6 protein-coding genes are annotated in these 14,525 nt (G+C 64.8%); all 6 read left to right on the top strand.

Features of this window, described 5'->3' with window-relative positions; all coding sequences use genetic code 11:
- The first annotated feature begins 2 nt into the window (after positions 1 to 2).
- The 6 genes from AT302_RS15065 to AT302_RS15040 all read left to right on the top strand — a co-directional run bounded on the left by AT302_RS15065 (position 3) and on the right by AT302_RS15040 (position 14,525).
- Positions 3 to 482, top strand: a complete 480-nt coding sequence (locus tag AT302_RS15065; RefSeq protein WP_058379116.1) for a defense against restriction DarA-related protein — start codon at positions 3 to 5, stop codon at positions 480 to 482.
- 4 nt (positions 483 to 486) lie between these two features.
- Positions 487 to 696 carry a hypothetical protein gene (locus tag AT302_RS15060; protein ID WP_058379115.1) on the top strand — a complete coding sequence of 70 codons (210 nt, stop codon included), beginning with the start codon at positions 487 to 489 and terminating at the stop codon, positions 694 to 696.
- 28 nt (positions 697 to 724) lie between these two features.
- Positions 725 to 5,965, top strand: coding sequence for a defense against restriction DarA-related protein (locus tag AT302_RS15055; RefSeq protein WP_058379114.1), 5,241 nt, complete (start codon positions 725 to 727; stop codon positions 5,963 to 5,965).
- A gap of 13 nt (positions 5,966 to 5,978) precedes the next feature.
- Positions 5,979 to 12,425, top strand: coding sequence for a hypothetical protein (locus tag AT302_RS15050; RefSeq protein WP_058379113.1), 6,447 nt, complete (start codon positions 5,979 to 5,981; stop codon positions 12,423 to 12,425).
- An 11-nt stretch (positions 12,426 to 12,436) separates the two neighbouring features.
- On the top strand, positions 12,437 to 12,850 hold the full coding sequence (locus AT302_RS15045; RefSeq protein ID WP_058379112.1) for a hypothetical protein: 414 nt from the start codon (positions 12,437 to 12,439) through the stop codon (positions 12,848 to 12,850).
- Positions 12,851 to 12,950: 100 nt separating this feature from the next.
- Positions 12,951 to 14,525 (top strand): hypothetical protein, encoded by a 1,575-nt coding sequence (locus AT302_RS15040; RefSeq protein ID WP_058379111.1) that lies wholly within the window; start codon positions 12,951 to 12,953, stop codon positions 14,523 to 14,525.

Genomic DNA, 14,525 nt, shown 5'->3' with positions numbered 1-14,525 from the left:
CCATGAAGAACCTGCTTTTCAGCTTTGAAGACCTGTCGGCCAAAGACAAGGCCGCCAAGCAGGCCGTTCGCTACTTCTCGCGCGCCGGCGCGAATGTGGTGCAGCAGGACGTGCCGACCACCGTGAAGCGTTCGTCCGGCATCACCTACCGGGAAATGACGCTGACCTTCGCCGATTCCCAGCAAGTGGTGTTGCGCATCAAGCAGTCCGGCGACATCTTCCAGGTACTGGTGAATGGCAAGGTGCTCCCCATCAAGAACCAGGACGACCATGTGAAGGCCATCGCCGAAATCGTGCAGGCGATGGACGCCGGGCGCGTGAAGTTCCAGAAGGTGCTCGCCGCCGCGAAGGTAAGGCCGCCCGTCGGGATCCGCACCGCCGCGCCGAAGATGGAGCAGGTGCTGACCCAGAAGCGCGACGCGCTGAAGGAATCTATCGCCTCCGTGCGCGAGCAGATCGCCAGCCTCGCCCCCGCCGCCTGATGCCATGAGCAGCAGTCCCGCGCCGCAGTCGCCGCCGGAAGCGCCGGCCAAGCGGCTGCGCGCGATGGCCGACGAAATGGCCGACATCGCCGCCGAGCTGGACTACTTCGGGGGCCTCTCCAAGAAGTCGAAAGCTGGCCGCGACCTGGCCGACATCTGCATCACCATCCATCAGCTTGCCGCCGACATTGAGGCGGAAAACCACCCGAAATAACGGGCAACGCGGGCCATACCATGCCTGCATGTCCCATACCCCTCTCCACCTCATCGAGCGCGCCGCCCACGAGGGCGCATTCGGCCAAAACCTGACGCCTGAACCGTCGGAAGCCCAGTGCCGCGCCGGCAACTACAAGGTGGGGCGGGTGAGCCTGTACGGCCTGAATCTTGCCATCGAGCAGCCGCGCGGAAGCACGCGCTCCGGCGTGGATGAAAAGACTGGCAAGGCGTGGTCTAGCCGCATGGCGGCGCACTACGGCTACATCGGCGGCACAACCGGCGCGGACGGCGACGGCGTGGATTGCTTCATCGGCCCGCTACCCGAATCGGAGCGGGCCTACGTCATCAACCAGAACATCGGCGGCCAGTTCGACGAGCACAAAGTCATGCTCGCCTTTCCCGACCTGGCATCGGCGCGCGCCGCCTACTTGAACAGCTACGAACGCGGCTGGGACGGGCTGGAAAGCATCGTCCCGGCCTCTCTTTCTCAACTCAAGTGGTGGCTGGACAACGGCGACCTGAAGAGCCCGCTTCGGGCCGACACCCTACCCAAGGAAGGACTTGACACCATGAAGAAAACTCACTGGAACACCGACGCGCTGCCCTACGACACCACCTTGGACAAGGTGCTGTACGACATCCGGCGCTCCGACAGCGGCGAGGGCCTTCTTCTGGATGCCGTGACCGCCCAGGAAATCATCGACGACGCCGATGGCGCACTGGCCTTCGACGCGCTGGTGACGCCCTACGCCAAGCTGGAACGCCGGATGGAACTGCTGCGCGGCATCATGGAGCGCACCGGCGACAAGGTGAAGCCAATCGCCCTGCAAGTCACCGACCCGTTCAAGCAGCGCGGCGTCGCCAACGTGGCGGCCATTTTCGAGCTGTCCGACGGCCAGACCGTGACCATCTTCTTCCACAACCCCGACGTGACGCCGAACAAGATGGCCCCGGCGGACGAGGTTATCTCGTGGAAATGGCTGCTGAACAAGAAGGACATCACCATCGTCGTCGCGCCGGAGCGCGGCGCCGACCTGAACATCCGCGAGGTGGCGCGCCGCATCATGCGCCTGGCCGAGAAGAACAGCGAGGCGTTCCAGCGCGTGAATGCCACGCGCGCGGCCCGGATGCAGAACATCCAGACCCTGAAGGACGAAATCGCCACCCTGGAAACCGAACTGGCGACCGCCCAGCATGAACTCGAAGTGGCGAAGGTGGCCGCCGAGGGTAAGCCGGAGTTCGACCCGACCACGCCCGAGGGCTACGCCAAGGTGCGCGGCGACGAAGCCCTGCAACTCTACTGGCAAGACCGCCTCGACGCCTTCTTCCAGGGCCGCATCGTTGCCGTCCGAAATGCCCTGCGCGCGCTGGGCTGGGAGGGCCGCGAGCCGAGCGATACCCGCCTTTACAAGGGCGACGCCGAAGTGCAGCCGACCTTTACGCACGTCGGCGCGGGCCGCAACGTCGCCGGCTGGGCCATGAACGGCATCGACGACGACCTGACCAAGACGCCGGAAGACTACGCCGCCCAGGTGGATGCGGCGGCGATGGCAGAGGTGGCGCGCCGCGTACAGGCCGCGAAGGAGGCGCAGCAGAAACCCGACATCACCTATCGCAACAGCGCCGACGGCCTCTTCACGTCGTTCTTCCCGAACACGCCGGAAGGCGAAAAGGCGTGGAGCACTATCAACGCCACGCCGGGCGCTGAAGGCGGCAAGGTGCTGGCCGCCCATGCTGCACCGACCATCGCGCAACTGCGCGAGGCCGGCTACACCGTGGCCGAGGACACCAGCCCGGCGACGACGCCCGAAGAGGACGAAGCCCTGCTGAAGGAGCTTGGCGGGGACGAAGCCGCTGCCGAGCAGGCCAAGAAGTCGGCCAAGTGGTGGGAAGGCTCTTTCGGCGAGAAATACGCCGCCGTGTACCTGCTGGGCAAGTCTCGCAGCAACGACTACCTGACGCTGACCGAGCAGGGCGGAGCCTACCTGGCGCACGTCAAGGACGGCACCCTAGGCCGCGAGCGGGCAGGCACGCCCGCCGAAATCGTGGAATGGCTGCGTTCCGATGTGTTCGTCGGAATGGGCGACGCCTTCGCCGGGAAGTCTCTGACCGTGGATGACGTGCGCGCCAAGCTCAAGCTGGTCAAGGGCGAGGACATTCTTTTCAGCAAGGCAACCGGCCAGCAGGACGACGCCCAGAAGCTGATCGACGCCTACGTGCAGTCGTTCGGCGCCGCCGCCGCAGTGATCAATGCCGCCGTCGCTGCGGTGAATTGGGACGGCATCATCGACACCCAGACCATGCGCGCCGAGCTCGACAAACTGGGCGTCGCGTCTCGCGCCGGCCAGTACGACATCATCGGCAAGGCGTCGCAGGCGCTGGAAGCTGGCGGCATCAAGACCTGGGACGAGCGCCTTTCCAGCCTGCGCGAAGATCCCGGCTTCGCCGCGTGGAGTGCCGCCCTGGACGCCGCCGCTTCCGCGCGCGACCGGATTCAGTCCATCGCCAAGGAACGCCTGATCGCCAAGGGCACGTCGGAAGTCGCCGCGCTGACCCCGGAAACGCCGCTCGCCGACGTGGCCACCGCCGTCTTCCACAAGGCCGGCATCGACACCGGCAGCCAGACCCCGCAAATCGTCGCCGCCATCGAGGCGAAGGACGCCGCGCTGGCGTGGAGCATCTTGAGCAACCTCGACAACAAGTCCAGCGCCGAGATTTTCGAGCGCGCCACGGGCATCAAGCTGGCGAAGACCCAGCGCGACCGTCGCCCGCAGATCGACGAATGGGCGGGCATCACCGCTGAAAAGCGCGCCGAACTGGAAGCGCAACGCAGCGAGGCCCAAGAAGCCAAGCGCCGCGACGACAACCTGAAGTGGGCCTGGAACGGGCTGACCTCCATCAGCGTGCGCACGACCGAAGGCACCGTCAGCAACGGGCAGGACTTCGTGAAATCGCTCTTCGAGCAGGGCTTCGGCGAGGTGGTGGCACGCAAGCGCGGCGCCGCGACCTCGTACTACGTGCGCAAGGGCGACCGCATCACGGGCCTGAAGAGCAAGAACTTCAACGGCTTCCTGAAGGCCGCGCTGGCCTTCGGCGGCCTGCGCCAGGCGCTGGAATCGCTGGGCGTGGCCGAGCCGCAGTCCGAGAAGACCGACGCCGAGAAAATCGCCGCCGTCGATGAAGCCTACCGTTTCACCAGTGCTACCGACGAATTCAAGCTCTGGCTGTCGGAATCCGTGCTGAAGGGCGACTACTCGCCGTTCGTGACCGCGAAGGGCATGGACGAGGCCGCCAAGCGCCACGGCGCGGAAATCGAGTGGGGCGAGTTCGCCGGCGCTGCGATGGATTCCGTCCATACCATCGCCGGTGAGCAATTTGACGGCGGCGAGTTCGACACGCTGCGCGCCATGAAGAAGAACCCCAAGATCGAGGACGGCGATGTGCCGTCCAAGGCGTCCCGAGATTCGCTGGTGGAGCGCGGCTACATCGAGCGCCGTGACGGCTACAACTGGCTGACGAACGAGGGCCGGGATCTTGTCGCGTCGCTCGACGATACCGGCCACGCCGTCGCTGCCCTGCAACAGGCGCTGGATGTGGCGAAGAACAACGAGCCCATCAACCGCAGCGAGGGCAACACCGAGCAAGCCGACCTCGAAGCCGAGGTAGCGGCCAGCATTGAGGAAGCCATCGCCATCCTGACCGAGGGCGACTACGAGCCGGACGAAGCCGAAGTCGGGGCTACGTTCGACGTGGAGACGGCCCTGGACAGCGCCGCCGGTTTCGAGGTTGAAACCGAGGTGCGCGCCGTCGCGGCCACCAAGGCCCTGCTCAACAACTTCAGCGTCTTCCTCGCGTCGGATGAGAAGTTCGCCGCTGCGCTGGACAGCGTGAGCGAAATCGCCACCTTCGATAGTGCGCTCGTGCCGCTGCGTTCGGTGATGTCTTTCGGAGCGTCGCTTTCCGGTGTGGAAATGACGCAAGAGGAAACGGATCGCATAGGTGCATTTGCCAACGATGCCCGCGCCATCAGCGACCGACTGACCGGGCGCGCGGGCGCGAAGCCCGAGCAGTCGCCCGCGCTGGACGGAGTGGATGACGACGGCTACGTGGGCAAGGTCAAGAAGGGCGACCAGGTGCTGGGCCGCATCGACATCGGCGACGACGGCAAGGCGATGGTGTATGTCGGCGAGGCCGGCGACGAGCGCGTGAAGGGCAGCGAGGGCCGCCCGTTCATGTATTCCGAAGACGATGCCCCGGAAATGGTGGAGGCCCTGTTCTCTGCTGAAGAGCAGCCCACCACCGCGCAGGCTGAAGCCTTCACCGGCCCGGCGAAAGACCGCATGGACGCGCTCAAGGTGCTGACCGACACCGGCATGAACCGCTGGATGTCGGAAGCCCAAAACAAGGCCGTCATCGCCGGGCTGATGGGCGAGGAATGGCAGTTCTTCGCGGACAAGATGAAGGAGCTGGCCGGCGTCATCGCCACCATGCCGAAGACCTACGACCAGGACGGCAAGGGCGACGAGGCCGTGGCCCACCTGCACTACTTCCGTGGCGCTGGCGACTGGTACATCACCGAGAAGGACATGGAGGGAACCGGAACCGAGCAGGCGTTCGGCCTGGCCGACTTGTACGGCGATGGCGGCGAGCTGGGCTACATCAGCATCTACGAACTCACGGAGGCCGGCGTGGAACTGGACTTTCACTTCAACCCCAAGACCATCGGGCAAATTCGCGGCAAGACTGCCGCCGAAGAGCAGCCGCAGCAAACCGCCGCACCGGATGCGCTGCCCGACATTTCGCCGGACGTTCCCGAGTTGATCGCCGCCGGCTTCAGCCGCGTTCTGAACAACGACTACGTGCGCTCGGTGCAGGCTGGCGACAAGAAACTTCAGTTCAACATCCGGGTGACTGAAGACGGCTTTGTGGTGCGCCTCACCGTGGGCTTTAGTGGCGGCATCACGGGCGCGGCAGCCGAGATTGGCCGGACGACCGATGTTGGAGCGGCCATCGCCATTGCGGACGCCGAGGCCGCCAAGCGCGGTGCTGGCGACGGCCAGGCCGATCCGCAGAAGGATGCCGACCGCGCCCTGTTCCAGTCCGTCATCGACGGCACGGTGCCCGACATTCTGGCCCCTGACCTCGCCGACACGCTGGAAGCCGCCTTCAACCGCAACCAAGACGACCCCGCGCTTGTGACCCTGTTCGAGCAAGCCGTGGCTACCTACCAGAACGCCATGCTGGCCGCTACCGCCAACCTCTCCTGAAGGGAAGAAAGACATGCTGAACCGTATCGCCTTCGATAGCGCCGTGGGAAAAGGTGGCGTGCTGGCACGGCTGAAACTGGTGGGCGAGCTCGCCCGCGTCAAGGCGGGTCTGAAGGATGCCGACAACGCGCTTGCGCGCCTGAAGCTGGCCGCGCGCGCGAACCAGATCCGCGTCGAACTGGGCGCGGCCCAAACGGCCACGGGGGGCGCTACCGCCCAGGCTGAAACTGCCGCGCCGACGGATGCCGCCGCCGGCGATGACGCCCCGCCTGCGCCGCGCAACCAGACTGCCCAGTATTACGAGTTTGACCCTAACCGCAAGCCGGCCCAGCGCAAGAAGGACAACACCGCTGCGATGGCTTTGCTCCGTCGCATCGACACTGGCGAAGTGGATGCGGCGCGCCTGACGCCGGAAGAAAAGCTGGTTCTGGCGAAGTATTCCGGCACCGGCGGCGCGCTCATCGGCGCCGACGGCAAGAAGGGCAGCGCCTACGAGTATTACACCCCCAAGCCCATCGCCGAAGGCGTCTGGGAGCTCATGGGAGAGCTGGGCTTCTCCGGCGGCAAGGTGCTCGACCCGTGCGCTGGCGTGGGCGTCTTCGGCGCGACTGCGCCCCTGTCCGCCGCTATCGACGCGGTGGAGCTGAATGAAACGTCGGGCCGCATCAACGGCCTGGTGAATGATGGCCCTGGCTACACCGCGACGGTTTCCCCGTTCGAGAAGGTGGCCGCAGCCACGCCGGACGAGCAGTACGACGCGGTGGTGACGAATGTCCCCTTTGGCGGCGTCGCTGACCGTGGCGGGAACCAATTGCTGGACAGCCGCTACCAGAAGGAACCGCTGCAAAACTACTTCATCCTGCGCTCGCTGGAAAAGCTGAAGCCGGGCGGCCTGGCCGTGTTCATCACGCCGCCGCGCTGCGTCTCCGGCAAGGGCGGCAAGGAAGAAGAACTGCGCGTCAAGGCCAGCTACGTCGCGGAGTTCCTGGGGGCCTACCGGCTCCCCAATGCCGTGTTCGGCACGGCCAGCGCGGACACCATGACGGACGTGATCGCGTTCCGAAAATACAGCCGCGACACCCTGGACAAGATCGCCGAGCTGCGCGAGCAGTCCCCCAAGGTGCTGATCGAGACGAACGTGCAGTGGCAGCCCTTCATCGAGGGCCGCTACTTCGACGGCGAGGGCAAGCGGTTCGTATTGGGCGAGTTCGTGCCCAAAGACCCGGCCAAGTTCCGCGATGTGGATCGCGTCATCACCAAGGCCCCCATCAGCGAAATCGCGCGGATGCTCAAACGCTTCCCTGATTCGCGCGTGAATTGGGACGTGCTGGGCGAGGCTGAAACCACGCCCATCATCTACCGCGACGGCGACACCATCACCCAGGCTGGGCAGACCCTGCAAATGCAGGATGGCCGCTGGGTTCCAATGGCGCGCAGCGAGGACAGCGCCAGCATGGCTGACATGGTGGGCAAGCTGAAGAGCCCCTACGATGCCTTCGAGGCCGCTATCACCTGGCCGGACGCCGAGAAGTGCGTCAATTACATGGTGGAAACCTCGCAGTCGCTGGACATTCCCGACTGGCTGCGCGGCGCGATGGCCGAGATTCGCCGCCTGAAGACCGATGCTGACCGCGCCCAGTTCTGGAACGCCGGCATCGTCGGCATGGCCGCCGCCCAGGTGCTTCAAGAGCGCCTGGGCGAGGAAACCGGCGTCAATTTCTTGGCCGAGTATCCGGCCCTGTCCGACGCCATGCAGCGCGTCGCCGGCGTCGCCAAGAAGCGCCCGTCGGCGCTGGGCGGGAAGTTGCGCGACGGCCTGCTGACCATCGGCAACCACTACCAGAAGAAGACCGGATTTTCGGCAGTCTGGCGCGGCGACGTGCAGCAGGCAGCCCCGAGCGTCGAAACCACGGCGGATTCCACCTTCGAGGGCTTGCGCTACAAGACGAAATCCATCTGGGCCGGACTGGACGACGCCAAGGCCATCTACGGCGAGAGCTTCGACCCGCACGCCGACCCGGCCTGGTGCCTGTCGCCGGACGGCAAGAGCGTCACGCGCGCGGACGATTACTACGTGGGCAACTACGCCGACTTCCTGACGCGCGTGGATGCCGACATCGCCAGCGCGGCCACCGAGGAAGTGCGGGCCAAGCTGCTGCGCCAGAAGATGGACGCCGCCGCCCGCATCGACAAGGTGGATGTGTCGAAGCTGACCTTCAACCTGTTCAGCCCGCACGTCTCCCTGGAAGAGAAGGCCGACTTCCTGCGCCGCTTCGTGCATCCGTCCGCCGCCGTCATCTACGACGAGCGCACGGGCGAGAAGCGCGTGGACATCGACGTGCCGGGGAGCAATCTCACCGACCGCGAAAAGCTGCTGAACCGCATCGGCGACTACCTGAAGAACGGCACGATCACCCTGGGCGGCGTCAAGCTGGGCATGGAGGACGCCAAGGCCCTGCAAGAGCTGCGCCGCATGGTGAATACCGCCAACGAGCAGTTCAACGGCTGGGTGCGCGGCAACCGCGCCATCGTGGCCCGCCTGGAAGCCATCGCATCCGACCCCGCGAAGCTGCGTTTCCGCCAGGTGGAGGACGAGGCCCCGATGCCGATTCCCGGCATGAATCCCAACCTCACCTTGCACGGCTACCAGAATTCCTACGTGCGCAAAACCAGCCGTGAATTCGGCGGCATCAACGGCTTCGGCGTGGGCCTGGGCAAGACCTTCACGGCGCTGGCAGCGACCCAGTACGCCCAGAGCATCGGCGTCAAGGCCAAGACGGCCTTCGTCGTGCCCAACTCCGTGCTGTCGAACTGGCGCAAGGAAGCCTCGCGCGCCTATGCCAGCACCGACGATTGCCTGTTCATCGGTCTGCGTGTGGGCAAGGACGGCAAGGCGACCGTCAGTTCGTCCAACTTCGACACCGACCTGACGGCGGTGATGGAGAACCGCCACAGCAAGATTTTTATGACCCTCGAAGCGTTCGAGCGGATCCGGCTGCGCGACGACACCATCAGCGCTTACGAGGCGTTCATGCGCCAGGCTGACGCCAGCTTCGCCGAGAGCATGGACAAGAAGGAGGACGAGCGCGCCAAGGGCAAGCAGGCGGGCCTACTGGCCGTCCTGTCGGACAAGCGCGGCGGCGCGCCGTACCTCGAAGACATGGGCATCGACAGCGTGGTATTCGACGAGGCGCACGTCTTCAAGAACTCCGCCCAGACGGTGGACTTCAAGAGCGCCAAGTTCCTGTCCCTGTCGCCGGCGTCCCGGCGCGGTATCGACGCGCAGGCCAAAGCCTGGTTCATCCGTGGTAAGTCCGAGCGCAAGGATGGCGTGCTCATGCTGACGGCCACGCCGATCACCAATAGCCCGCTGGAAATGTACGCGATGCTGTCTCTGGCCGCCGGCCACGAGCGCGTCAATGATATGTGCCTGGGCATCCGGGGCGCCGACAACTTCATGGAAATGATGTGCGCCAAGGAGAACCAGGACGACGTGACGATGGACGGCGTGGCGCGCACCACCGACGTGTTCGTGGGCCTGAACAACGTGGGCGTGCTGCGCAAGGCCATCGGCGAGGTGGCCACCATCAAGAGCGCCGAGGACGTGGGTGAGCAAATCGTGGTTCCTGACCGCGAAGAGAAGGCCACGCCGGTAACGCTGCCGCCGGACATCGTGGATCGCCTGAAGCTCTACAAGGGCGCGTTCCGCTGGGCCATCGACCTCATTTCCGAGAAGTCGCCGAACCGTGGCGATCAAGCCGCCTACGACCAGGTGGCGGAGCACTTCGGCGAGGAATTGAACCTCATCGGGCACCCATTCAACCTCATCAACAAGATGACGCTGCTGATTGCGGATCCCGAGCTCGACCAGCGCGCCACCTTCTACAGCTTCATCCAGACCCAGGCCGCCAAGGCCAAGGACGCCATCACCCAGTTCAACGGCAAGAAGTTCATCGAGGAACGCCCCCGGCCCGGCCCCATGACCGACGAGAAGGCCATCGTCGGGCACCGCACCATCAAGGACACCGCCGGCCAGGAAACCGAACTGCTGAAGATTCAAGTGCAGGCCAAGGTCATCGACGGAAACCGCGTGGTGATCGACACCATCGACCCCGACACGCAGAGCGCCTTCGAGGCCATCGCCGAAAAGCTGGGCCTCGACCTCGACGTTTCCGTGCCGCCGAAGCTGGCCGCCATGCTCGAAAACTTCCAGCACGAGCAGGCCAGCCCGCGCGGCATCGACGAAAGCGGTGCTACGGCGTCCATCGTCAAGCAAATCGTGTTCTGCGACATTCTCCCGCTGCACAACAAGATCAAGCGCCTGCTGACCCGTCGCGCCGGTATCCCCTCCGCTGCCATCGCCGTCATCACGGGCCGCACGAACAACTCGCCCGACGAGATTCTTGCGGTGCAGGACGGCTTCAACGCCGGCGGCGATGACAACAAGTACCAGACCGTCATCGCCAACGAGAAGGCCGAGGTGGGTATCAACCTTCAGAAGGGCACGCAGGCAATCCACCACCTGACCATCGGCTGGACGCCGGATAGCCTGGAACAGCGCAACGGGCGCGGTGTGCGCCAGGGCAACAAGACCCAGCGCGTGAGCCTCTACTACTACGACGCCGACGGCACCTTCGACACCAGCAAGCGTTCGATGGTGAACAAGAAGGCGGACTGGATCGGCCAGGTCATGGACGTGAATGGCTCCGGCAGCGTGGCTGTCACCGGCGGCCTGTCGAAGGAGCAGATGGAAGCCCTGATCGACGTGGTGGGCGACGCCGATGCTATGCGCCGGATGCAGGAAACCATCGCGGTCAAGGAAGCCCAGGCGCGCGCGGCCAATAACCGCGACCGCCAGATGATTAACCTGGACACCATCCGCAAGCAAAACGCCTTCCTGAACGACAACAAGAGCGCGGACAGCTTCATCATCCGCAAGGTCATCGGCCTCTGGAAGCTGGAACGGCAGGCCGCGACCCTGCGCGACCGCATCAGCAACCCGAAGGCTACGGCTACCGCCGTCGCCAAGAACGAAAGCCTGTTGGCCGAGCTGACCGCCAGCATGGGCGGCCTGCGCCGGCAGATCGAGGAATCGGCGACCCTGTTCCGTACCGAGTGGCGCGCCGGCGGCCAGGTGAGGGAAGCGGCCACGCTGGACGCCTTCTTCTCCGCGTTGCGCAGCAACCCGAGGAAGCAGAAGGACGACGACATCGAATCCATGCTGCTGGGCCGCACCTACCCGGCGTTCGCCATCGAGGCGACCGAGGGCGGCCCCATCACCAACGAATGGCAGGCCGAAGTGGATATGGCCCAGTCCATGATCGCGGAATCCAAGGCCAACTTCGCACGCCAGGCCGAGGAATCCGGCGGCTACCCGGCGAGCGTAGCCGAGGACATCGCCGCCGGCAACGGCATCATCTACAACGGGAAGCCGCTGCTGGACGGCACCTTCGTCCGCGTGAAGGGCGGGCTGGCCGTGCTGTCCCTGGTCAAGGGCGTCCCGCGCGCCTTCGGGCGGACGCTCAACGGCCAGCCGCTGGCGGCCAATACCCAGGACGTTCTCGCCGGCGAGTGGGTCTATCGCGGCACCGCCGACTACGATGCCTGCATCACCGACGCCGCCAAAATCGAGGACAAGGTGAATAGCGGCGGCACCATCGAGAACGGCTTCAACGAGGTCGTGCCCGAGGTGGCGCAGCGCCGCAAGACCGAGGCACTGGTAGCGTATGCCACGCATTCGTACATGCTGCCGCAGCCATTCTTCCCCTACGTCATTCCCCCGCGCGATGCCAGCAAGACCACGGTCATGCAGCGCATCTTCGACAGCCAGAAGGCCATCATCAGATCGTTCGACGAGGCTGGAAATTTCGTGGTGCCCAGCGATGCGGCAGTGGAGCGCATCGGCGGTGGAGCCTATGGCAACAGCGCCGACAAGCACCGCGCCGCGATGCGCGAGTTCGCCACGGCCTACGGGTTGAAGATGACCATCGCGGACTTCGACAACTTCGATATGTGGGTGCAGAACGAGATCGAGAGCAATGTCTCGCTGGATGCCCTGAAGGCCGCGCTGACCGGTGAGAGCGAGCCGGAAATCATCGAGCAGGCTTCCGCCTTCATGCGCGCGGCGGCGCCGTGGTTCGACTGGCAGGCGAAGGATCCGGCCAGCGACTATCTGCCGTACCAGTTCAAGCGCGCCATCGAGGAAGCCGTGCGCAAGGTGGTGACGGGCGGCCAGCCCAAGGGCGACCTGCCGAACGACGTGGTGGGCATCAAGGGCAACACCCGCGCCTGGAAGGAAACCATCAAGCAGTGCGCCGGCGTGGCCGGGAGCGGCAAATTCAAGTGGGATGGAGACGCCCTGACGTGGAACGTGTATCGTTCGACGTGGGAATACCTCATCAAGACCTACCCGAAGGCGCAGGAGCAATTGGAGCTCGCCCCCGCCACCCGTGAAATCTGAAGGGAAACATCATGGCCTACACCGAATACAAGTTCGACAAGGACACCATCAAGGCTCTGGTGACGGAGCGCGCGGCTGGACTGCGCGCGAACCGGGGTTTCTCGAACCTTCTGGGCTTCGGGCTGAGCGTGGTGGCGGAGCGGTTGCAGAAAGACCCGCGCCGCTACCGTGACTATGGCCCGTACTGGTGGGCGCTGAAGGACGAGCTGAAGGCGGGCGGGTTCGAGCTGGGCGACCAGAGCGACCCGCTCATCAAGCGGGCCTACCAGGGCGAAAGCGGCGAGGAAACCCTCATCATGGCCGACGAGTTCCGCACGGCCTACCTGGCGTCGAACATCATCTACAGCAACCAATTCCTGCTCGACGCCAACAGCCCGGACTTCTACACCCTGTTCGACAAGGACATGGAGTTTCCGACGCAGTAACCCTTCTCATGGCGCGGCGGTTGCCCGCCATTGCGCGTCCTTTATCGTGAGGCGGAAAACGGGCCGATAGTGGCACGGCGGGGCATCCTACCCTTGCCGTATGGCCGATATTTCCAACACCCCCGTTCCGCCCAAGCCCGGCTTCCTGGCCCGGCTTGGCCTGTCCCGCAAGCGGTGGGCATCGTCGCACATCGCGCCGGCGCAGCAAATCACGGCTTCCGATGCCTTCATGTACGGGGCCGGAACGACCACCATTGCATCGCTTCTGGGTTCCGGCAGCAAGGGGGCGCGGGCGCGGCAAATCATCTACGAAAAGTGGTCGATGATGGAGGGCGACCCCATCATTTCGACGGCTCTCATGCTGCTGGTCACTTCGGCCCTTGGTGGGCACGAAACCAATGGCGACCTCGTTTTCGTCGAAAAGAAGTCCGAGACGAAGAAGGACAAGCGTCTTTCCGCCATCGTCGATGACATCGCCGCCGAGCTGGCGCCGCTCTTCAACAAGACGGCCTTTCAGGCGGCTTACATCGGCGGCGCATTCGGGGATTCCTACGCGCGCCTCTACACGAACTCGCGCGGCGTGGTGGACATCCACATGGACGAAACCATCCGCCCACCGATGGTGCAGCCATTCGAGCGCGGCAGCCGCACGGTGGGTTTCGCCGTCTATACCGGCGAGCGAGGCTTCGAGCGGCTTGACGTTTCGCAGATGGCCCGCTTGAAGATGCCGCGCGTCCAGTGGGTGCCGCAGTACGGTGTCGTCGAAAAGGCGGTGCGCCTGGCAATCTCCGAGGACGACATCGACAGCCTGCCCATCATGCCAAGCATGGTCGGCGGCTCTCTGCTCTACAGCGCCGAAGGGCCTTACGACAATCTCACGGCATCCCTGCTGGGCTTGGTCGGGCAGAGGTGGATGGATTCGATTGACGAGCAGATGGTGGCGGTCAATCTGGAATCCATGAACCTCGATCAGCAACAGCGGTTCGTCGAATCGGTCAAGGCTATGCTCATGGCGTCGAAAGCCTACGCCGAGCAGGCCGTGAAAACTGGCCGCCCGGTCATGGAGCGGATCCGCCACATCATCCCGGTTTTCAACGAAAAGCAGCTTTCCACAGTGGGGCCGGCGAACGGCGGCGCACCTGGCCGCGCTGCGACCATCAGCATCGAGGACGTGATGCTGCACGCCCGGATGCTGGCCGGCGCGCTGGGCGTCGATTTGTCCATGCTGGGTTTCGCTGATCAGCTTTCCGGCGGGCTTGGCGAGGGCGGCTTCTTCCGCGTGTCCGCGCAGGCCGCCGAGCGCGCGCGCATCATCCGCGTGGCGCTGTCCGACTTCTTCAACCACGTCATCGACATCCACACCATGCGCCGCTACGGCGTGGTGTTCGACCCCAAGGAGCGCCCCTGGACGATCAACTTCTTCGGGTCTATTTCGGCCCTGGAAGCCGAGAAGCAGCGCACGCGCTCTGATTCGATGAACGCGGGGATGCTGCTGGCCCAGGCCATGCAGATGATGAAGGAGCTGGGCGCGAGCAAGGAGGTGATGACCGAATTCCTCGTGAAGACCATGATGCTTGACGAAGACCAGGCCAAGCTCTACGCCAGCGTCGTCGATGCTAAACCGCCCGAGGACGATGGCGGCATGGGCGGCGGGTTCGGTGGCATGAGGGGCTAA

Origin of the sequence: Pandoraea norimbergensis, from assembly GCF_001465545.3 — a bacterium.
GTDB lineage: Bacteria > Pseudomonadota > Gammaproteobacteria > Burkholderiales > Burkholderiaceae > Pandoraea > Pandoraea norimbergensis.
Note: the sequence above shows the minus strand (reverse complement) of the source record. Positions and strands in the feature narration are given on the sequence as shown.

Coding starts and splice junctions, on each gene's coding strand:
- AT302_RS15065 (WP_058379116.1), top strand. CDS start 3: ATGAAGAACCTGCTTTTCAGCTTTGAAGACCTGTCGGCCAAAGACAAG.
- AT302_RS15060 (WP_058379115.1), top strand. CDS start 487: ATGAGCAGCAGTCCCGCGCCGCAGTCGCCGCCGGAAGCGCCGGCCAAG.
- AT302_RS15055 (WP_058379114.1), top strand. CDS start 725: ATGTCCCATACCCCTCTCCACCTCATCGAGCGCGCCGCCCACGAGGGC.
- AT302_RS15050 (WP_058379113.1), top strand. CDS start 5,979: ATGCTGAACCGTATCGCCTTCGATAGCGCCGTGGGAAAAGGTGGCGTG.
- AT302_RS15045 (WP_058379112.1), top strand. CDS start 12,437: ATGGCCTACACCGAATACAAGTTCGACAAGGACACCATCAAGGCTCTG.
- AT302_RS15040 (WP_058379111.1), top strand. CDS start 12,951: ATGGCCGATATTTCCAACACCCCCGTTCCGCCCAAGCCCGGCTTCCTG.